This is a genomic window from Jongsikchunia kroppenstedtii DSM 45133, assembly GCF_000380485.1.
Classification (GTDB): Bacteria; Actinomycetota; Actinomycetes; order Mycobacteriales; family Mycobacteriaceae; genus Jongsikchunia; species Jongsikchunia kroppenstedtii.
Genome location: NZ_AQYG01000043.1, coordinates 137,627 through 157,734, shown reverse-complemented (window position 1 = coordinate 157,734; position 20,108 = coordinate 137,627). Strand labels below are relative to the sequence as shown.

Here is a 20,108-nt window from a genome sequence, read left to right as displayed (position 1 = left end):
AATGGTTCGCGCGCTGCGCTCGCTCACGAATGCACCGCCAGCGCTCCGTGCATCGGGCCCGCGGCCGTCCGCACCGACTTGCACACCCCGGCGCCCGCCAACTCCGCGGCGACGCTCACCGCGGCCTGCGCCCCCGAGCACAGGAAGACGCAGGTCGGACCGGATCCCGACACGATACCGGCCAACGCCCCGGCCTCGACACCCGCGCGCAGGGTCCGGCGCAGCGACGGCTGCAGCGACACCGCGGCTGCCTGAAGATCGTTGGCCAGCAACGGCGCAACCCGATGCGGATCCGCAGAGGCCAGCGCCTGCAGCAACTCGTCCGGCTTGCCGATGCGCTGATCGTTGTTCTCGCGCAGCCGGTCCAGCTCGCGGTAGACCTCCGGGGTCGACAGCCCGAATCCGGCGACCGCGATCACCCAATGCAGTTCGCCGCGCGAGAGCACCGGCATCAGGTTCTCCCCGCGGCCGGTGCCCAGCGCCGTACCACCGTGCAGAAGGAACGGCACGTCGCTGCCCAGCCGGGCGGCGATGTCGTGTAGATCGCGAGACTCAACCCGGGTGCGCCACAGTCGATCCAGCGCCACCAGCGTTCCGGCGGCATCGGCGCTGCCGCCGGCCATGCCGCCGGCGATGGGAATGTGCTTGGTGATGTCGATCGCCACGTCCGGGTCTCGCCCGACATGCGCGGCGAGCATCTCCGCGGCCCGCCCGGCGAGGTTGTCGGTTCCGGTGGGCAGCTCGGCGACGGCGCCATCGCCGGTGGTGCGCACGGTCAAGGAGTCCGCGGCCTGCACCCGGATCTCGTCGTACAGCGAAACGGCGGAGAAGACGGTGGTCAGTTCGTGGTAGCCGTCATCGCGGGCATCACCGACACCGAGATGCAGATTGATCTTCGCGGGGACCCGGACGGTGACCTCGCCGCTGGCTGACAACACGAGGTAACAGCCTAACGGCCGCGGCCGCTGTTATCTCTGGTCGGCTCCGCGGACGCGGCATGAGCCGCCGCCAGTCGCACGTAGCCGTCGACGTCCAACCGCTCGCCCCGCAGCTGCGGATCGATGCCGACCTCGGCCAGCAGCCGCCCGGCCCGATCGGCTGAACCCGCCCACCCCGCCAGCGCAGCCCGCAGCGTCTTGCGCCGCTGCGCGAATGCGGCGTCGACCACGGCGAACACCGCACGCCGGGTCTGCTCGTCCATGGACCACGGCGGCTGCGCATGACGATCGATGCGCACCAGGGCCGACTCGACCTTCGGTTCCGGCCAGAAGACATTGCGGCCGACCGTGCCGGCGGTGGCGACCGTGCCGAAGTAGCGCGCCTTCACGCTCGGCACGCCGTAGATCTTCGAGCCCGGGCCGGCGGCCAGCCGATCGGCGACCTCCTTCTGCACCATCACCAGCGTGGTCGTGATGGTCGGGAGTTCGGCCAGCAGATGCAGCAGCACCGGGACGGCCACGTTGTAGGGCAGATTGGCCACCAACGCCGTGGGCGGCGTGGGTATCTCGTCGGCCGAGACCGCGAGCGCGTCCTTGTTGAGCACCGTCAAAGCCGAGGCCTGTGCGGGCGCCTGGACGGCGACCGTCTTCGGCAGCTGTCGCGCGAGCGGCGGATCGATCTCCACGGCGATCACCTCGCGCGCGGCGCCCAGCAGCGGCAGTGTCAGCGAGCCGAGTCCGGGACCGACCTCCAGCACCACGTCGTCGGCGCCGACGCGGGCGGCCGCGACGATCTTGCGGACGGTGTTCGCGTCATGAACGAAGTTCTGGCCCAGCGTCTTCGTGGGCCGGACGCCAAGCTGCTCGGCCAGATCGCGGATCTCCGCGGGGCCGAGCAGCCTGGGTTTGTTGTCTGTGTCGTCGTTCAGCGCAGACCCAGCCTCGACGAGCAGGACGGCCAAGCGCCCCAGCCCTGGGCGGCAAGCGTCTTCGTCGCGATCGCGATCTGCTCCTCGCGCGTCGCCAGGTCCGGGCGGGGCGCGTACTCCTGGCCGCCCCAGCGATCCCAGGTGTTCTGGTCGAACTGGATGCCGCCGTAGAAGCCGTTACCGCTGTTGATGGCCCAGTTGCCGGTCGATTCGCACGACGCCAGCTGGTCCCATACGCTGCCGGCCGGCACGAACGGCGCGCCGGGCTTGGTGCCGACGGTGACATGGGCGGGCACGGCCGGGCTGAGCACGACGGCGTTGACGAGCTTCTTCTCCGTCTGCTTGCCGTTGATCGTGGTGATCTCGTAGGTCGCGTTCTGCTCGCCCGGCTTGCCGGGGTCGGTGACCTTCGTCCGACCGTTGATCATGTTCGGGTCGTTGGTCTTGATCTGCGGCGGCGCGACCGGCTCGTTGAGCTGCACGGTGCTGGTCCGGATCCGGGTGACGTCGATGGTCATGCCGGCGGTGATCGGGGTGCTGGCGTCCGGCTCGACCTGGTCGGTCGGGGCCAGCGGCACGCCCAGGCGAGCCAGCAGGTCGCCGACGTTGCTCGCGCCGAGGTCGGGCGACGACGTAACGGTTGCGTCGACCAGCTTGACCGCCTTGGGCAGCTGAACGGTCAGCTGACCGCCGGCTACCGGCAGGGTCTCCGCCCGCGGCTGCTCGACGTCGTTGGCCGGGGCCGCGAGACCCAGCTCATCGAGGGCCTGATCCACGGTCGAGGCGTTGGTGGTGATGGTGCGGCTCTGGCCGTCCACATCCACCGTCAAGGTCTTCTGCCGACGCAGCACGATGTGCTGCCCGTCGCTCACCGATGCCGACGCCGACGGCTCGACGATGTCGCCGTGGCGGACCTTGTAGCCCTCCTCTTCGAGGATCCCCTTCACCGAGCTGCGCATCGTGGTGAGGGTGACCGTCTTGCCGTCGACGTCGATGCTCACCTTCTTGTACATCACCACGGCGAGAATGCCGCCGACCAGGACGGTGGCGAGCAGAGCCGCGATCGCGATGCGGGTGAGGTTGGAGGTCGAATGGTTGAGTCGAGCGAATATAGACACGGGTGTATTCCTGTTGGTCTAACGGCATTGCTTCGTCGAGGGGAGCTGCGCCCCAGCCTGCGACCATCGAGAACGGTCACAGTACGATAACGAGAAAAGGCAAGGTTGCCAAACGAAACGGTAAAAACCCAGGTCAAGTGCTAGCTATCAGCTAATTTTCCTCAATCCGTCGATATCCGATAGGCGCGTTCGGCGTTCGCGGTCACCATCTCGGCCACCTGCTCGGCGGTCTGGCCACGGATTTCGGCCAATGCCCGGACCGTGTACGGCACGCAATACGACTGATTCGGATGGCCCCGATACGGATGCGGTGTCAGATAGGGCGCATCGGTCTCGACGAGCAGCAACTCATCGGGGACCACCCGGGCAGCGTCCTGCAGGACCGTGGCGTTCGTGAAGCTGACGGTGCCCGAGAAGCTCAGCAGATAGCCGCGCCGGACGCATTCCTCGGCCGCCGCCACATCGCCGGAGAAGCAATGCATGATCACGGTCTCCGGCGCACCCTCGCGCTCCAGGATGTCCAACAGATCGGCGGTAGACGACGCGCTCTCCGGCTTGTCCGCCTCGCGGTTGTGGATCATCAGCGGCTTGCCGACCTGCTTTGCCAGATCGATATGCCAGGCGAAGGCCTCGTGCTGCTGCTCGATCGGCGCGGCGTCGTCCGACCTGGCCGGCCAGTAGTAGTCGAGCCCGGTCTCGCCGACCGCGACGACCCGCGGATGCGCGGCCATCGCCTCGAGCTCCGCCTTCGCGTCATCAGTCAGCTCGTGGGCGTGCGTCGGATGCAGCGCGACCGCGGCGTAAGCGCGCGGGTCCCATTCGGCCGCCTTGATCGCCCAGCGGGCGTCGACCATGTCGTCGGCCACCGTGACCACGGCCCGCACGCCCACCCGTTCCGCGTGATCGAGGATCTCGGCCACCGACTGCGCGTCCCGGCCGCCGCACGCGGCCAGATGCGTATGCGCATCGATCAACGGGGCGAGCGGTTCCGGATCCGGCGGCAGGGGCTTACGCGGCATGTGCCGAACTATAGGTGGCTATCTATATACGAACGGTGCCGGTGATGGTGATGTCGCTGACCCCGCCGACCCACACATCGGTGCCGTCGTCGCAGATCCGGAGCCGGCCGGCGCGGCCGAGCGCCGCACCCTGCGCGGCGACGTACCGATCGGGCACCTGCTCTTCGCCGCGCAGCCACACCGCCAGGCCCGCGTTCAGGCTGCCGGTCACCGGATCCTCCGGCACGCCGACCCCCGGGGCGAACGCCCGCACCTCATAGTCCGGGGCATCCGAGCCGTCCCGGTACGGCCCGATCACGCCGATCATGAGATCGCCGATCGCGGCGAAGTCCGGCTGCAACTGCAGCACCCGCTCCCCCGATGTCAGCATCAGCCCGAGCCAGCCCGGGCCGTTGTCGACCCACGCCGACGCGGTGATGTCGGAGGGCGACAGCCCCAGACCGGCCGCGGCCCGACCCAGCGTGTCCGCATCCAGAGGACCGGATCGCACCAGCGGCGGCGCTGCGAACGTGAGGTCCTCGCCGTCGCGGCGGATCGTCACCAGACCGGCCCCGCATTCCTGAACGATGTCGGCGCCCTTGGGCTCCTTGCCCATCGCGAGCCAGGCCGCAGCGCTGCCCAGCGTGGGGTGTCCGGCGAATGGCAGCTCGGTGCCCGGGGTGAAGATGCGCAGGCGGTAATCGGCGGTCGGCTCGGTCGGGGCGCAGAAGAAGGTGGTCTCCGACAGGTTGGTCCAATTGGCGAACCGCTGCATCTGCTCGGTCGACAGGCCGTCGCCGTCGAGCACCACCGCCACCGGATTGCCGCTGAGCGGACCGGAAGTGAACACGTCTACCTGGGCGAATGCCCGTTGCACCGGAGCCATACGGCACATTGTGCCCACCGAACCGCGAGCGGCGCATCCCGATAAGCTGGCCAGATCATGAACACGCCCGCGTCCAACGGCCCTGCCTCCACCGTCACCGACAAACCCAGCTATTTCGTGACGACCGCCATCGCATACCCCAACGGCGCCCCGCATATCGGGCACGCCTACGAGTACGCGTCCGCCGACGCCATCGCTCGCTTCAAGCGGCTCGACGGCTTCGACGTCTTCTTCCTGACCGGGACCGACGAACATGGCCAGAAGGTGTGGCAGACGGCGCGCAACGAGGGCGTCGACACCGCCGAGCTCGCCGCCCGCAACACGGCCGCGTTCAAGCAACTGCAGGAGCGGCTCGGCAGCTCGTTCGACCGGTTCATCCGCACCACCGACGCCGACCATCACGTTGCCAGCCAAGAGATCTGGCGCCGCATGGAGGCCAACGGCGACATCTATCTCGACCGCTATTCCGGCTGGTACTCGGTGCGCGACGAGGCCTTCTATACCGAGGACGACACCACCGTCGCCGAGGACGGCACTCGGATCGCGACCGAGACCGGGACCCCGGTCGAGTGGACCGAGGAAGAGAGCTACTTCTTCAAACTCTCTGCCTACCAAGACAAATTGCTGGCGCACTACGCCGAGCATCCGGAGTTCATCGGACCCGACACCCGGCGCAACGAGATCGTCAGCTTTGTCGGCAGCGGCCTGCGTGACCTGTCGATCTCGCGCACCACCTTCGACTGGGGAGTCAAGGTCCCCGATGCCGACGGACACGTCATGTACGTCTGGGTCGACGCACTCACCAACTACCTCACCGGCGCCGGTTTTCCCGACGACGAGGATCGACTGGCGCATTACTGGCCGGCGAATCTGCACATCATCGGCAAGGACATCGTCCGCTTCCACTGCGTGTACTGGCCTGCCTTCCTGATGAGCGCGGGCATCGAACTGCCGAAACGCGTTTTCGCCCATGGCTTCCTGTTCAACAAGGGCCAGAAGATGAGCAAGTCGGTCGGCAACGTCGTCGACCCGAACGCGATGATGGACGAGTTCGGCGTCGACCCGGTGCGCTATTTCTTCCTGCGCGAGGTGCCCTACGGCCAGGACGGCTCGTACTCGCATGAGGCGATCGTGTCGCGGATGAATGCCGACCTGGCAAACGAATTCGGCAATCTCGCGCAGCGCACGCTGTCGATGATCGGCAAGTACTTCGACTCGGTGGTGCCGGCGCCGGAGCAGCTGTCCGACACCGACACCGCATTGCTGGCCCGCGCGGACGGTCTGCTCGACCGGGTACGCGCGCATTTCGACCAGCAGGCACTGCATCTCGCGCTCGAGGCGATCTGGGAGGTGCTCGCGGAGACCAACCGGTACATCTCGGCCGAGGAGCCGTGGAAGCTCGCGAAAACCGACCTGGCCCGCACCGGCGTGGTGCTCTATGTCTGCGCCGAGGTGGTCCGCATCGTGTCGCTGCTGACCCAGCCGGTGATGCCGGAATCGTCGGCCAAGATCCTGGATCTGCTTGAGGTGCCGCAGGATCGACGCGACTTCAGCGCCATCGGCGACCGCCTGTCGGCCGGCGCCGTGCTGCCCAAGCCCAGCCCGGTCTTCCCCCGGTACGTGGCGCCCGAGGAGGGCTGATGCCGCGTGGCGCGGTTCGCGACTGACCTCGGGCCCGCTGCACCGGCGACCGCGGTCCTGCGCGCACTCGATCAACGCGCTCGGCAGCTCGGCGCCGCTCCTCCGGCCGCGCTGATCGGCGACTGGCTCGGTTCGTCGGCGGTGGTCGCCCCGTCGATCGCGATCGCCGAGGGTGAGCCGATCCCAGAAGCCCTGTCCGGGTGGTGGTTCGGCGCCTACCGATTCGACGGCGCGGCCGTCGGCGGCATCACCGACGAGATCCTGCGCCTCGACCGAGACGGCCGCTGGTGGTACGAATCCGTCAACGCCACAACGGTTCCCGACTGGGTGGGATCGGCACTGACGGGTGCGGCCGGATCGGGCTGGTCGGCCGACTGGGCACCGCCGCCGAAGCAACCACATTTATTCGCCATCGAGCAGTGCCTGGACGCCATCCGCGCCGGCGAGGTCTACCAGGCATGCGTGTGCACCGCCTATCGCGGATCACTGACCGGTAACCCGATAGACCTCTTCGCCGACGGCGCCGACACCATGTCGGCGGTGAAATCGGCCTATCTGCAGGGTGATTGGGGTGCGATCGCGTCGTTCTCGCCGGAGACCTTCGTGCGCCGCCGCGGCGACCGGGTCGAGTCCAGCCCGATCAAGGGCACGCTGCCGGCCGCGGCCGATCCCGCCGAGCTGCGCGCCTCGGTCAAGGACGTCGCCGAGAACATCATGATCGTCGACCTGGTCCGCAACGACTTCGGCCGCGTCGCCGTCCCTGGCAGTGTGACGGTTCCCGAGCTGCTGGCGATCCATCCGGCACCCGGCGTCTGGCATCTGGTGTCGATGGTGCAGGCCCGGCTGCGGGCCGGCACCACCGACACCGAGCTGATGGCCGCCACCTTCCCGCCCGCCTCGGTCACCGGCACGCCGAAACGGCGCGCCCTCGAACTGCTGCGCGGCTGGGAACAGCGTGGTCGCGATTTCTATTGCGGTGCAATCGGAGTCGCGACGCCCGACGGCATCGATCTCAATGTCGCCATCCGGACGGTCGAGATTGCGCCCGACGGGTCCACGGCGCTCGGCGTCGGCGGCGGAATCACCATCGACTCGATCCCCGAACGCGAATGGCAGGAGTGCCGGGACAAGGCCGCGAGCATCCTGGCGCTCGCGGCCTCGTCGCCGACCGTGCCGTAACGCGGACTACATCGAGCGGGAGATGATCTCCTTCATGATCTCGCTGGTACCGCCGTAGATGCGGTTGACGCGAGATCCGGTGTACATGTTGGCGATCGGGTACTCCATCATGTAGCCGTAGCCACCGAACAGCTGCAGGCAGCGGTCGACGATCTTGTCGCTGGTCTCGGCGGCGAACAGCTTGGCCATCGACGCTGTGGCCGGATCGTTGTGGCCGTCGATGTACTGCTGGATGGCGGTGTCGACGGTGCACTTGATCGCGAACGCCTCGGTCTTGCACTCCGCCAGCACGAACGCATTGTGCTGGAACTTGCCGATCGGCCGTCCGAACGCTTCACGATCCTTCGAGTACTGCAGCGCCTCCAGGATCGCGGCCTCGGCCAGCGCCGAACACACCGACGCGATGATCAGCCGCTCGCGGGCGAGCTCGCCCATCAGCTGGTAGAAGCCCAGGCCCTCCTGCTCGCCAAGGAGATTCGCCACCGGAACCCGCATGTCGGTGAAGAACAGCTCGCGCGTGTCCTGGGCATGCTGCCCCATCTTCTCGAGGACGCGGCCGCGCTCGAATCCGGGCAGATCCTTCGTCTCGGCGACGATCAACGAGACACCCGCGGCGCCCTGCGACGGATCGGTCTTGGCGACGATCACCAGCAGGTCGCAGTGGGTTCCGTTGGAGATGAAGGTCTTCGAGCCGTTGATGACGTAATGGTCGCCGTCGCGAATCGCGGTGGTGCGCACGGACTGCAGATCCGAACCGGTCCCCGGCTCCGTCATCGAGATCGCCGCCACCAGTTCGCCACTGATGACACCCGGCAGCCAGCGGGCCCGCTGCTGGTCGTTGCCGTAGTTCTCGAGGTACTTCGAGACGATCGGCGAATGCACCGAGAAGCCGAATCCGTTGTCGTGCGCGTAGATCAGCTCTTCCTGGACCACGGCCTGCATGCCGAAGTCGCCGCCCGCGCCACCCCACTTCTCATCGAGATCGAGCCCGAGGAGTCCGGCGTCGCCGGCCTTGTTCCAGAACTCGCGGTCGACGGCGTGCTGCTGCGACCAGCGCTCGCGATGCGGCGACGCTTCCTTCTTGATGAAGTCGGCGGCGTGCCGGCGCAGGTCACGGTGCGCGTCGGTCTCCCAGGTGGGCCGGTAGTCGGGAAACAGCTGTGACATCGGATCTCCAATTGATCTTCTGGACTGGGTCAGGTACCCAGTGCACTATACGTGTGTATCGGAAAAGATGCGCCGGTACAGTTGTCTGAGTCACACGTCCACCTGACCTAGGATTTCGGCATCCGGCGAGCAGCGAAGAAGGAGGCAGGGTGGTCAATCCCCGAGCGACCGATGACGATCTGACCGCCAAGGCACGGATCCGCAATGCCGCCCTGGACCTCTACGCCGAGCACGGCGAGGAACGCGTGTCGCTGCGCGCGATCGCCACCGCCGCCGGTGTCACCCTCGGGCTCGTCCAGCACCACTACAAGACCAAGGCCGGCCTGCGCGACTCGGTCGATCAGCTCGTCGTCGACTACTTCTCGCAGACGGTCAATTCGGTTGATCCGCACGGAAATGCCGCGACCGTCGCGGCGGCGCGTGACGCCGCGGTACGCGAGATGCTGGCCGACAATCCCACGGTCGTGCAGTATCTCCGCCGGGCGATCCTCGACCCGTCCGAACGCAATATCCATCTCGTCGATGCCCTGGTCGAGTTGACCCGGCACGAGGTCGCCGCGATGCGCAGCGCCGGCCTGGCGTCAACCCGGCGCCCGGAGTCCACCCAGGTGGTGGATGTGCTGATGCGCCAGCTGGGCGACCTGCTGCTGCAACCACTGGTCGATGCCGCGTGGGATCGCATCGCCCACACCGGCGACGGTTCTAAGCCGCAGGTCACAATCGCCGTCACCGACTGATCGAGGGCCGTTTCCGGTCGCCTACAGTGCAGTGCGTGTCCGACAGTGAGAACAATCCGACGGCGATCGAGCTGCAGCTGCGCTGGGGCGATATGGATCCGCTGAACCACGTCAACAACGTGCAGTTCGCCCGCCTCCTGGAGGAGACTCGCGTCCGCGCGATGGATCTGTGGTTCGACGGCGACAGTCGCGCCGTGCTGGGACCGATCCTGATCGCCCGCCAGGACATCGAATACGTGCGGCCGCTGCACTATTCGCCCGATCCTGCCAAGGTGCTCATCTGGGTGAGCCGCGTCGGCGAATCGTCGTTCACCTTCGACTACGAGATGCTCGACGCCTGGGGCAAGCGCGTGGCCCTCGCCAAGACCGTCTGCGTTGCAGCGGATCTCGAGACCGAGTCGGCCCGGGCCATCCCGGACGGCGCCAAGCGGGTCCTGAACGCGCATCTGGGCGACCCGGCCCCGATGCGCTAGCGCACCGCCAACCCTTCCGCTGTCAGCGCGCGGCCAGCACCGCCTCATAGAGTTCGCGGCGCGATACCCCGGCCCGGGCGGCCACCTCGGCGCAGGCATCCTTCAGCCGGGTGCCGCCGCCGACCAGTTCGTTCACCTCGCCGACCAGGTCCGCCACCGACGGTGGAGTCGACTCGGCGCCTGCGAGCACCACACTGATCTCGCCGCGCACCCCATCCGCGGCCCATTCCGCGAGCTCCCCGAGCGTGCCGCGGCGCACCTCTTCATAGGTCTTGGTCAGCTCCCGGCACACCGCGGCGCGGCGATCCGGCCCAAGCACCGCCACGGCATCGGCCAGGCAGTCGGCGAGCCGATGCGGGGCCTCGAAGAACACCGCCGTCCGCGGCTCGGTCGCCAGCGGTGCAAACCACTTCTTCCGCGCGCCCGACTTGCGCGGCGCGAAACCCTCGAAGCAGAACCGCTCCATCGGCAGCCCCGAGACGGCCAGCGCGGTGGTCACCGCCGACGGCCCGGGCAGACAGGTCACGGGCAGGCCGGCCTCGACGCAGGCCGCCACGAGTTTGTATCCGGGATCACTGACCGAGGGCATGCCGGCGTCGGTGACCACCAGGACCGACGAACCGGCCGCGATCTCGGCCACCAGATCCGGCGTCCGGCTGGCCTCGACCTGGTCGTAGTAGCTGATCACCCGGCCGCCGATGGTCACGCCCAACGCGGCGGCCAGCGCCTTCGTCCGGCGGGTGTCCTCGGCTGCCACCACATCGGCGGACGCCAGCGCCGCCGCCAGCCGCGGCGACGCATCGCCATACTGCCCCATCGGCGTGGCCGCCAGCACCAGCGTGCCCGGCGGAATCGCCGGTCCGGACCCGCCCGCACCCGCGAGCGCGTCCGTTTCTCCTACGCCGTCAGCCACCGTCCACCGCCTTCACCGTGCAACAGCCTACGATTGGCCGGGTGTCGGCACCTACTGCTCCCCATCCGGCTGCACCGGCGCCGGCACCTGGCACCTCCGCAGCGATGGGCGGCGCGCCGGGGCCCGAGATCCCGTTGCCGATCTTCGGCGCCCCCGACCGACTGCGGGGCTGGATCGTCACGCTGGTCATCACGGCCATCGCGGGTGTCACCCGATTCTGGAACCTGACCAGCCCGACCGACAATCACACCCCCGTCTTCGACGAGAAGCATTACGTGCCGCAGGCCTGGCAGGTACTCACCGGCGGCAACTGGATCGAGGACAACCCCGGCTACGGGCTGATCGTGCACCCGCCGGTCGGCAAGTGGTTCATCGCCATCGGCGAATGGATGTTCGGCTATTCGCCGCTCGGCTGGCGGTTCATGTCGGCGGTCGTCGGAACGATCATGGTGCTGTTGACGATTCGCATCGTCCGCCGGTTGTCGCGCTCGACGATGGTCGGCGCGATCGCCGGCATCCTGCTCACCGTCGACGCCGTCACCTACGTGTCGTCGCGGGTCGGACTGCTCGACATCTTCCAGGCCTTCCTGATTCTCGTCGCCCTGTCGTGCCTGCTGGCCGATCGCGACCAGCAGCGCGAGCGCATGTATCGCGTGTATATCGAAGGGCGCATTCATGATTCGCCGCTCGGGCCACGGCTCGGGTTCCGCTGGTGGCGATTCGGCTGCGCCATCGCGCTCGGGCTGGGCTGCGGCGTCAAGTGGTCCGGGATCTACGTGGTACTGGCGTTCCTGTTGCTGTCGCTGGCGTTCGATGTCGCGGGCCGCAAGGCGTATCACGTTGCGCGGCCATGGAAAGGCACGCTGCTGCGGGACGTGGTGCCGTCCTTTGCGAGCCTCGCGATCCTGCCGATGCTCGTATACCTGGCCACCTACATCCCTTGGTTCAACAGCGAGACGTCGGTCTACCGATTCGAGGTCGGCCGGCAGGTCCCCGACGATCACACTTGGTCATGGATTCCCGGCGCATTCCGGTCGCTCTGGTACTACGAGATCGACCAGGTCCTCAAGTTCCATGAGAACCTGACCAACTCCAACGGCAACCACCATCCGTGGGAATCGAAGCCGTGGACGTGGCCGATGAGCCTGCGCCCCATGCTCTATGCCATCGGTTACGGCCCTGACAAGTGCGACGGCAGCGACTGCGTGCACGGCATGTATCTGATCGGCTCACCGATCATGTGGTGGCTCTCGATACCGGTGCTGCTGTGGGGCATGTGGCGCTGGCTGATCCGCCGCGATTGGCGCTACGCCGTCGTGATGGTCGGTTATCTGAGCAACTACCTGCCGTGGTTCATGAACCTCGATCGGCAAATGTACTTCTTCTACGCGACGTCCATGGCGCCGTTCCTGGTGATGGGGCTGGCGCTGATACTCGGCGACATCCTCGGTGCCGATGGACGTTTCGCGTCATTCGGACGAGAACGAAGAACTATCGGCATCTTGATCGCGACCACCTACATGGGGCTGTGTGTGGTCAACTTCGTCTGGCTGTGGCCGATCCTCACGGGGTACCCGATCTCCCAAGAGATCTGGAATCAGCAGCTATGGCTACCCTCCTGGCGGTAGCCGCCTATCGCACGACCAGGAGCGGCACGGTGGCCTTGTGCAGCAGCGCCTGGCTCGTCGAGCCGAGCAGCAGGCTGGTGAAGCCGCCGCGGCCGCGCGAACCCACGACCAGCAGCTGCGCATTCTTCGACGACTCCAGGAGCTGTTCCACCGGTCCGGCGGGCGACACGACGCGCTCGACCACGACGTCCGGGTACTGCTCGCTGTAGCCGGCCAGACGCTCGCCCAGCGACTCCCGCGCCTCGTCGATCTCCGACTGCAGCACGGACTCGTCCAGGCCATAGCCCGCGAACACGCTATCGGGCAGATCCGACCAGGTCTGCACCGCAACGAGTTTCGCGTTGCGGAAGGAAGCCTGGCGGAACGCCTCGGCCACCGCGTTCTGGCTGAGCTTGGATCCGTCGACGCCGACCACCACCGGGCCCCCGGCCGCGTCGGCCGCGCCGCGGACGATCGCGACGGGCGAGTACGAGTTCGACGCCAGCTCTGCGCCCACCGAGCCCAGCAGCAGCCCGCTGGCACCGCCGAGTCCGCGGCTGCCGACGACGACCATGCTCGCGGTCTTCGACGCGTCGATGAGGGCCACGGCCGGGCGGCTGTCGGCGACAGAGGCGGTGATCTCGATCTCCGGCGCGGCGGCGCGGGCCTTGTCCGCGGCGTCCCGGACGAGCGCCTCGGCGTCCGTCCGCACGCGATCGATCACGTCCTGCGGCACGGGCGCGACCGCGTAGGCGGCGCTGTGCAGCTGATACATGCTGTAGAGGTGCAGCTCCCGATGTTCGCGCTCGGCAGCCTTCGCGGCCCAGACAACGGCTTCATCGGATGGTCCAGAACCATCGACTCCAACGACGATCCGGTCATTCATCTGAGACTCCCATCTCGCTGCAATTCATTAGCGACCAACACGATCTCAGCTCAGAGTATTCCGGCATTGACCCCGTGGCCCATTCGGCTCCACGATAGAACCACGATGCATGTTCAGGGACGCTCGCCGTATCAACAGGCCGTCGGCTATTGCCTAGCCGTCGTCGCGGTAGCACTCGGTGTGTTGGGGGTCGCACGCGCCGTGTCCGGGCCGGACATTCCGATCGGGGTCTTCATCGCTTTCCCGCTGGTGGTGTTCGTGGGTGCGATCGGCGCCCAGATCGAGACCTATCGCCAGTGGCGGCGCAACGCCGGTTGGCGGGTGTGGCAGGGCGCGGGCTGGTTCCTGTTCACGTTGTTCGTCGTGTTCCTCTCGAGCACCTACGGCGCCTTCCGGAATCACTGAGACAAAGCTTCCGACCAAAACAGAACTGGCGCCGTCCCATTGGGACGGCGCCAGTTCTGGCTGTCTTGCCTACTGCCCGGGCTTGAGCTGCCCGCCGACCGTGTTCTTCACGACGATCGGGGTACCCATCGGGAAGTTGTCGAACGCCCACTTGGCGTTCTCGTTGCTGACGTTGATGCAGCCGTGGCTCACGTTGCTGTGACCCTGTTGCTCCACCGACCACGGCGCGGCGTGCAGGTAGATGCCGTCCCAGGTCATCCGCTGCGCCCAGTAGACGTCGGTCTTGTAGCCCTCGGGCGAATCCACCGGAACGCCGTAAGTCGACGAGTCCATCACGACGTGCTGCTCCTTGGACATCGTGTGGTAGACGCCGTTCGGAGTCGGGTGCGCGTTGGAACCCATCGAAATCGGAATGGTCTTGACGACCTCGCCGTTGTGCCACACCGTCATCTGGTGGGTGGTGTCGTCAGCGACGGCCTCCCAGCCAGTGGAGGTGGGAACCGGCGGACCCGCGGGGTTCTGCTGCGGCTGCGGCTTCGGCTTCTGCGGCGCAGGCGCCTGCGGAGCGTGGTACCACGGCACATCGGGGCCACCAGGCCACAACGGATCGGCACTTGCAACGGCAGGCAGCGCGAGGCCGAGCGCGAGAACACCCGCGATCAACGCCACAATCCGTGCTGTCAGTCTTTGCACTGGAGACACCCTTCAGTAATCCATAACGGAACGATCACGTCCCGACCGCCGCTCATAGTGCCATGGCAGTTGGTACATCGAAAGTTTGTCATCCGACCGAATCGGACACCATACCTCAAACAGGTCCGAGCATCACCTTGGTGACCTGCATATTTACCTTTGCAAACTTCTTTCGGTGGTTTCGTCACACCCCGAAAGTTCAGGCCCCCGATACCCCGTTGTTGGACACCGACACCGCGCCAGGCATCGTTGCCGGCGTGATCGTCTACCGCGAAGTCCGTGACATTTCCGCGACACCCGAACAGGTCTATGACGTCCTTACCGATCTGGACGGCTATGACCAATGGAATCCCTGGGTCGTCCGCGCGTCCGGGACGGTGGCGGCGGGAAGCAAGGTCGACGTCTGGCCGCTGCTGCGCGGCAAGGAACAGCACTACCGGCACCGGATTCTGGAGGCCGACCGCGGGCGCCGCTTCGTCTGGTGCGACCTGGGCTGGTTCACCCTGTTCGCCAAGGGAGAGCGGCATCGGACGCTGGAACCGAGTGACGGCGGCTGCCGCTACACCGTCGAACTGCGCCTGAACGGCATCGCGAAATCCACCGCCGACAAGCAGTTCGGGCAGTCGATGCGGGAGGGCCTGGCCGCCGAGGCCGACGCCCTCAAGACATACTGCGAACAGCAGTAACGGAGTTCTCCGTACTCGACTGTTGACTCTCCCCTTGGGGGAGATCCGACGGTCGATGCATGGACACCACAACACTCGACCCCACACCCGAGGTACGCGCTGCCGCGCGGCCGTTTCTGTACTGGGCACCGCTCGCCGTGCTCATGGCCGGGACGTTCATCTTCGTCCTCGACTTCTTCATCATCAATGTCGCGCTGCCGGCCATTTCGACCGATCTGGACGCGGGCGACGGTGCGATCGAATGGATCGTCGCCGGATACGCCCTCACGAGCGCGGCCGGGTTCATCACCGCCGGACGCCTCGGCGACATCTACGGACGCCGCCGACTCTTCACGATCGGAGTCGGCATCTTCGTCGCGGCATCCGCGCTGTGCGCGTTGGCGGTCAACCCGGAAATGCTGGTTGCGGCTCGACTCGCGCAGGGCGCCGGCGCGGCGGCGATGGCGCCGAACATCCTGTCCCTGATGGGCGTTCTCTATACCGGCGCAGCCCAGACCCGGGCGATCAGCATCTACGGAATGGTGATGGGACTGGCGGCAGTCGCCGGCCAGATCGTCGGCGGGCTGCTCATTCGCGCCGACATCGCCGGACTCGACTGGCGCGCCGTCTTCTGGATCAACGTCCCGATCGGGCTGGTGGCCCTGGTGCTGGCGCCGCGGCTGATGCCCGAGTCGCGTGCCGAATCCGGTTCGGGCCGTCTCGATGTGCGCGGCGTCGGGTTGATCACGGCCGCCCTGGTCGCATTGCTGCTGCCGCTGATCGAGGGCCGCGAGTCCGGTTGGCCCGCATGGTCGTGGATGTGCCTCGCCGCTGCACCGATTCTGTTGACGGCCTTCGTGTTTCAGCAGCGTCGGACCGCAGAACGCCGCGGCGACGCACTACTCGACCCGCGGATCTTCGTCGGTCCGTTGCGTGCCGGGCTCGCGACACAGCTGATGTTCTGGGTCCAGCAGGCCGCCGGTTACACCTTCCTGGCGCTGTACCTGCAGCAGGGACGCGGCATGACGCCGCTGGGATCAGGCGCGGTGTTCGCCGTCCTCGCGGCCGGCTATCTGCTGACCTCGTTGCGCGCTCCAGAACTGACCATCCGCTACGGCCGCACCATCATCCTGATCGGCGCCTCGGTCGCCGCGATGGCCGACCTGCTGCTGGCGGCGACGGTGGGCCACATCGAAATCGGCGGATCGGTGGGTCTCCTGTTCCCCGGACTGTTCCTGCTCGGCGCAGGCCAGGGACTGTGCATCACACCGTTGACGACCACGGTATTGGGCCAGGCGCGACCGGAGACCGCGGGCGCGGTCTCCGGTGCACTGTCCACGATTCAGCAGGCGGGCAACGCGATTGGCGTCGCCGGAATCGGCGTCGTCTTCTATGCCCACGCCGACCGAGCGCCCGCGTCGGCCATGGAGTGGACCGCGATCACGATGGCCGGAACACTGGCGGTCGTCGCCGTCCTGACCCGGATGCTGCCCAAGGTGTCACGATGACCGCGCATACTGCTCCCGTGACAATCGTGTCGATCGGTTCGTTCTCTCGCATGACGTACCTGAGCATCAAGGCGCTGCGCCACTACCACGAGCTGGGCCTGCTCGAGCCCGCGCAGATCGATCCCTCATCGGGCTATCGGTCCTACGACACCGGACAGGTGCCGACCGCACAGGTGATTCGCCGACTGCGCGAGTTGAACATGCCGCTCGACGAGATCCGGGAGGTCGTCGCCGCAGACGACCCGCAGGTGCGCAACTCCGTGATCGCCCATCACCTCAGTCGCGTCGAAAAGCAACTCGCGGAAACGCAGGCGACGGTCTCGGGGCTGCGCAATCTGCTGGAGCCGCCCCCTGCAGGGCCGCTGACATTCCGGACGCTCGAACCGGCGATCGCGGTGGGGCGCACCGCAATCGTGACTGTGGACGAATTCGCCCCCTGGTGGGTCGCCACCTTCGACGAGTTGCTCGCCGAGATCAAGTCCGCCGGCCTCACACCGACCGGCGCGAAGGGATCGCTCTACACCGGAGACTTCTTCGAGCGCGACACCGGCGGCGAGGTCACCGCGTTCGTGCCGTGCGTGCCGGACCGGACCGTCGAACTGCCGAGCCCGATCGAACTTCCGGGACTGGACGTGGCCACCATGGTGCATTCGGGATCGTTGCATGAGCTCGATCGCACCTATTGGCGGCTGGGATCCGAGGTCGCGAACCGTTCGATCGGGATCGACGGGCCGATACGCGAGTACTACGTCGTCGGCCCGCACGAGACCGACGACGAGTCCGCTTGGCGCACCGAGGTCTGCTGGCCGGTGTTCCGCACCAACTAACCCGCGGTACGCCAACCCGCGCCGGTCAGGCCTTGATGAAGTCGTCGATCTGGTTGATCGCTCCGGTTGCGCCCTCGATCATGCCCATGTCGAGGACCTTCTGGAGGGCCTCGGCGGTCTGATAGCGATTCACATAGGTGGCGTGGGTGCGACCATCCACCTCGACGAAGCTGTAGTCATTGTTCGACGTCGGCATCGACTCGATGACGTTGAACTGCTCGTCGGCGAACGCATCGTCGAAACTGAAGCTGCGCGGCTCGTCGACGGCCGTCACCTGCCATACGCCGCAGTACTTTTCGCCGTCCGGGCTGGTCATGTAGTAGCTGACGCGTCCGCCCGGGGTGAGCGAATGGTCGACGAAGGTCGCGGGGTAAGTCGGCGGGCCCCAGATCTTTTCGAGCTGCCGGGGGTCGGCATAGATCTGCCAGATCCGCGCCACCGGCGCGTCGAACTCGGCGTTGATCGTCAGCGTGAGCGCGTCGGTATCGGGGGTGACTTTGGTGACCGGCATTGCTTCATTCCTTCTGTTCGGATTCGGTTGCGATGAGTTCGTCGATGCGCGAGATACGACCACGCCAGAGCTGCTCGAGCTCGGCGAGCATGGTCGATACCGCCCGCACCGCTTCCACGTCACCGCTGGCCAGCTGCTCGCGTCCACTGCGTCGTTTGACAAGCAGTCCAGCCTTTTCCAGCACAGCGACGTGCTTCTGCACTGCGGCGAAACTCATGTCGTACTTCGCCGCGAGCGCCGAGACCGAGTGCTCTCCAGCCAGAACCCGCCGCATGATGTCGCGCCGGGTGCGGTCGGCGAGCGCGTGGAACATGGCGTCCGCCTTGTCCTCGTCGTCCTCGATCACTCCCCAAACATACAACCAATCGGTTGTATGTTGCAAGAGGCTCTGCTCGAACCGTGGGGATAGCGGGGAGCGGTGGACGATATGTCAACGGCATCCCGCTATCCCCACGGTTTGAGCAGCCGCCCCTAGATCGCCCGCCGACTCCGGCCCAGCGCGACGCGCGCGACCAGGGCCAAGACCGCCGCCACGACCGTGACGATGCCCATCGGCACCGCCGAATGACTGCCACCGATACCGACCAACGGAGCCGCCAGTGCACCCAGCCCGAACTGCAGCAACCCGACGCCTGCCGACGCGGCGCCGGCCGCATCGCCGTGATCCTCCAGGGCCAGCGCGGTCGCATTGGGCATGGTCAGGCCGATCGACGCCACCATCACGAACAGCGCGGGCTCCAGGTACCAGATTCCCAGGCCCGCAGTTGTCACGACGAAAGTGGCTGCGGCGCCGATGAATACCCCTGCCAGACCGATGTTGAGGCCCACCTGCGGCGACCACCTGCGCACTAGTCGGGTGTTCGCGGCGTTGCCCAGCAGAATGCCGATCGCATTGACCGCGAAGAACGCGCTGAACTGCTGCGCCGACGTGCCGTACACATCCTGAAAGACGAAGGCGGACGCGGAGATATAGGCGAACATCGCGGCGAACGATAGTCCGCCGGCAAGCGCGTAGCCCATGAAGCTGCGGTCGACGAACAGGTGCCGTACGTTGCGGAACATGTCGGCCACCTCGCCGGTGCGGCGGCGTTCGACCGGCAGGGTCTCCGGCACCGCCACGACCGCCGCCAGTAGAAAGACCACGCCCAGCCCGGCCAGCACGACGAACAGCCCGCGCCAGTCCATCACCCGTAGCAGCTGCGCGCCGACCACCGGCGAGGCGATCGGCGCGATCCCGTTGACAGCCAACAGGATCGAGTAGGAGCGCGCCGCCTCGGTACCGCTGTAAAGATCGCGGACGATCGCCATCGCCACCACGATTCCGGCCGCCCCGGCAACACCCTGGAGCAGCCGAAACAGGTCCAGCAGATACACATTCGGCGCGATGGCGCACAGCGCCGAGGCGACCGCGAACACCGCCATGCCCGCGATCATCGGACGCCGTCGTCCCCACCGATCGCTGAGCGGCCCGACGAGCAGCTGGCCCAGCGCCAGACCGACCAGACAGGTGGTGAGAGTCAGCTGGATCGACGAGCTGGATACGTGCAGATCCTTCGCCGCCTGCGGCAATCCGGGTAGGTAGACGTCGGTGGTGATCGGCCCGAACGCCGACAGCGCACCCAGCAGCCCGATGAGCCGGATGCGGGATCCGGGCCGGTTCATCGAGGTCCGTCGGGACCGTACGAACGGGTCACCGTGGCGACGCGCACCTGATAGTCCCGGTACCAGGCGTCGCGACCACGCTGCTGCGCGACCGCGTGCTGAGCGACCTGCTTCCACGCCGCCGCCGATTCCTCGTCGCGCCAGTAGGACACGGTGATGCCCACGCCCTCACGCGCCGATTCGACGCCGAGGAAGCCCGGCTGCCGCGCGACCAACTCGTCCATCCGGGCCGACATGACCGCATATCCGTTATCGCCGTCGGTGCGCAGCGATGTGAAGATCACGGCGACGTAGGGCGGCCGCGGCGTCTGGGCGAAGTCATCCATCGCCCGATCATTGCAGCCCCGGTCAGTGCGGTGCAGTCG

22 protein-coding genes are annotated in these 20,108 nt (G+C 67.0%); 9 read left to right on the top strand and 13 right to left on the bottom strand.

The window, feature by feature from the left end; translation table 11 throughout:
- Positions 1 to 23: 23 nt before the first annotated feature.
- From G341_RS0107670 to G341_RS0107650, 5 genes are all read right to left on the bottom strand, one after another.
- Positions 24 to 938 (bottom strand): 4-(cytidine 5'-diphospho)-2-C-methyl-D-erythritol kinase, encoded by a 915-nt coding sequence (locus tag G341_RS0107670; RefSeq protein WP_018178536.1) that lies wholly within the window; start codon positions 936 to 938, stop codon positions 24 to 26.
- A gap of 11 nt (positions 939 to 949) precedes the next feature.
- Positions 950 to 1,900 (bottom strand): 16S rRNA (adenine(1518)-N(6)/adenine(1519)-N(6))-dimethyltransferase RsmA, encoded by a 951-nt coding sequence (rsmA, locus tag G341_RS0107665; RefSeq protein WP_018178535.1) that lies wholly within the window; start codon positions 1,898 to 1,900, stop codon positions 950 to 952.
- Entirely contained in the window at positions 1,864 to 2,985 is a 1,122-nt protein-coding gene (locus G341_RS23760; protein ID WP_018178534.1) for a resuscitation-promoting factor, read from the bottom strand. The genes rsmA and G341_RS23760 overlap by 37 nt, the downstream gene beginning before the upstream one ends.
- Positions 2,986 to 3,146: 161 nt before the next feature.
- Positions 3,147 to 4,004, bottom strand: a complete 858-nt coding sequence (locus G341_RS0107655) for a TatD family hydrolase (protein ID WP_018178533.1) — start codon at positions 4,002 to 4,004, stop codon at positions 3,147 to 3,149.
- Positions 4,005 to 4,026: 22 nt separating this feature from the next.
- Positions 4,027 to 4,869 (bottom strand): PhzF family phenazine biosynthesis protein, encoded by an 843-nt coding sequence (locus tag G341_RS0107650; protein WP_018178532.1) that lies wholly within the window; start codon positions 4,867 to 4,869, stop codon positions 4,027 to 4,029.
- 57 nt (positions 4,870 to 4,926) lie between these two features.
- Here G341_RS0107650 and metG point away from each other — a divergent pair, with 57 nt between their 5' ends.
- Both metG and G341_RS0107640 read left to right on the top strand, forming a co-directional pair.
- Positions 4,927 to 6,510, top strand: a complete 1,584-nt coding sequence (metG, locus tag G341_RS0107645) for a methionine--tRNA ligase (RefSeq protein ID WP_018178531.1) — start codon at positions 4,927 to 4,929, stop codon at positions 6,508 to 6,510.
- A gap of 6 nt (positions 6,511 to 6,516) precedes the next feature.
- Positions 6,517 to 7,689, top strand: a complete 1,173-nt coding sequence (locus tag G341_RS0107640) for an aminodeoxychorismate synthase component I (RefSeq protein ID WP_018178530.1) — start codon at positions 6,517 to 6,519, stop codon at positions 7,687 to 7,689.
- A gap of 6 nt (positions 7,690 to 7,695) precedes the next feature.
- On the opposite strand, the gene G341_RS0107635 is transcribed toward G341_RS0107640, so the two are convergent.
- On the bottom strand, positions 7,696 to 8,856 hold the full coding sequence (locus G341_RS0107635; protein ID WP_018178529.1) for an acyl-CoA dehydrogenase family protein: 1,161 nt from the start codon (positions 8,854 to 8,856) through the stop codon (positions 7,696 to 7,698).
- 149 nt (positions 8,857 to 9,005) lie between these two features.
- Here G341_RS0107635 and G341_RS0107630 point away from each other — a divergent pair, with 149 nt between their 5' ends.
- Together G341_RS0107630 and G341_RS0107625 are read left to right on the top strand one after the other, a co-directional pair.
- Complete coding sequence (locus G341_RS0107630; protein WP_018178528.1) at positions 9,006 to 9,593, top strand: TetR/AcrR family transcriptional regulator; 588 nt, start codon at positions 9,006 to 9,008, stop codon at positions 9,591 to 9,593.
- Between the two features lie 35 nt (positions 9,594 to 9,628).
- The gene (locus G341_RS0107625) at positions 9,629 to 10,066 is read left to right on the top strand and encodes an acyl-CoA thioesterase (RefSeq protein WP_018178527.1); all 438 of its coding nucleotides are present in this window, start codon (positions 9,629 to 9,631) and stop codon (positions 10,064 to 10,066) included.
- Between the two features lie 22 nt (positions 10,067 to 10,088).
- Here the strand turns inward: G341_RS0107625 and rsmI are convergent, their stop codons facing one another.
- Positions 10,089 to 10,919 (bottom strand): 16S rRNA (cytidine(1402)-2'-O)-methyltransferase, encoded by an 831-nt coding sequence (rsmI, locus tag G341_RS0107620; RefSeq protein ID WP_026303383.1) that lies wholly within the window; start codon positions 10,917 to 10,919, stop codon positions 10,089 to 10,091.
- 164 nt (positions 10,920 to 11,083) lie between these two features.
- Here rsmI and G341_RS0107615 point away from each other — a divergent pair, with 164 nt between their 5' ends.
- Entirely contained in the window at positions 11,084 to 12,607 is a 1,524-nt protein-coding gene (locus tag G341_RS0107615; RefSeq protein WP_018178525.1) for a dolichyl-phosphate-mannose--protein mannosyltransferase, read from the top strand.
- Positions 12,608 to 12,611: 4 nt separating this feature from the next.
- Here G341_RS0107615 and G341_RS0107610 read toward each other — a convergent pair whose 3' ends face one another.
- Complete coding sequence (locus tag G341_RS0107610; RefSeq protein ID WP_018178524.1) at positions 12,612 to 13,472, bottom strand: universal stress protein; 861 nt, start codon at positions 13,470 to 13,472, stop codon at positions 12,612 to 12,614.
- Positions 13,473 to 13,577: 105 nt separating this feature from the next.
- Between G341_RS0107610 and G341_RS0107605 the strand changes: the two genes are divergently transcribed.
- The gene (locus tag G341_RS0107605; RefSeq protein ID WP_018178523.1) at positions 13,578 to 13,877 is read left to right on the top strand and encodes a hypothetical protein; all 300 of its coding nucleotides are present in this window, start codon (positions 13,578 to 13,580) and stop codon (positions 13,875 to 13,877) included.
- Between the two features lie 69 nt (positions 13,878 to 13,946).
- On the opposite strand, the gene G341_RS0107600 is transcribed toward G341_RS0107605, so the two are convergent.
- Complete coding sequence (locus G341_RS0107600) at positions 13,947 to 14,570, bottom strand: L,D-transpeptidase (RefSeq protein ID WP_026303382.1); 624 nt, start codon at positions 14,568 to 14,570, stop codon at positions 13,947 to 13,949.
- Positions 14,571 to 14,791: 221 nt separating this feature from the next.
- Here G341_RS0107600 and G341_RS0107595 point away from each other — a divergent pair, with 221 nt between their 5' ends.
- Genes G341_RS0107595 through G341_RS0107585 form a run of 3 tightly spaced genes read left to right on the top strand, consistent with a single transcriptional unit; the run spans position 14,792 to position 17,570 of the window.
- Entirely contained in the window at positions 14,792 to 15,256 is a 465-nt protein-coding gene (locus tag G341_RS0107595) for an SRPBCC domain-containing protein (protein ID WP_026303381.1), read from the top strand.
- Positions 15,257 to 15,315: 59 nt separating this feature from the next.
- On the top strand, positions 15,316 to 16,743 hold the full coding sequence (locus G341_RS21410; protein WP_018178520.1) for an MFS transporter: 1,428 nt from the start codon (positions 15,316 to 15,318) through the stop codon (positions 16,741 to 16,743).
- Complete coding sequence (locus tag G341_RS0107585) at positions 16,740 to 17,570, top strand: MerR family transcriptional regulator (protein ID WP_043450875.1); 831 nt, start codon at positions 16,740 to 16,742, stop codon at positions 17,568 to 17,570. The genes G341_RS21410 and G341_RS0107585 overlap by 4 nt, the downstream gene beginning before the upstream one ends.
- Positions 17,571 to 17,595: 25 nt before the next feature.
- Here the strand turns inward: G341_RS0107585 and G341_RS0107580 are convergent, their stop codons facing one another.
- The 4 genes from G341_RS0107580 to G341_RS0107565 form a co-directional block, all read right to left on the bottom strand.
- A complete protein-coding gene (locus tag G341_RS0107580; protein WP_018178518.1) occupies positions 17,596 to 18,081 on the bottom strand; it encodes an SRPBCC family protein in 486 nt (161 codons plus the stop codon).
- Positions 18,082 to 18,085: 4 nt separating this feature from the next.
- Positions 18,086 to 18,427, bottom strand: a complete 342-nt coding sequence (locus G341_RS0107575) for an ArsR/SmtB family transcription factor (protein ID WP_018178517.1) — start codon at positions 18,425 to 18,427, stop codon at positions 18,086 to 18,088.
- A 125-nt stretch (positions 18,428 to 18,552) separates the two neighbouring features.
- Positions 18,553 to 19,743: a multidrug effflux MFS transporter gene (locus G341_RS0107570; protein ID WP_018178516.1), complete on the bottom strand. Its 1,191-nt coding sequence runs from the start codon at positions 19,741 to 19,743 to the stop codon at positions 18,553 to 18,555.
- Positions 19,740 to 20,069, bottom strand: a complete 330-nt coding sequence (locus tag G341_RS0107565) for an antibiotic biosynthesis monooxygenase family protein (RefSeq protein ID WP_018178515.1) — start codon at positions 20,067 to 20,069, stop codon at positions 19,740 to 19,742. The genes G341_RS0107570 and G341_RS0107565 overlap by 4 nt, the downstream gene beginning before the upstream one ends.
- Between the last annotated feature and the right edge of the window lie 39 nt (positions 20,070 to 20,108).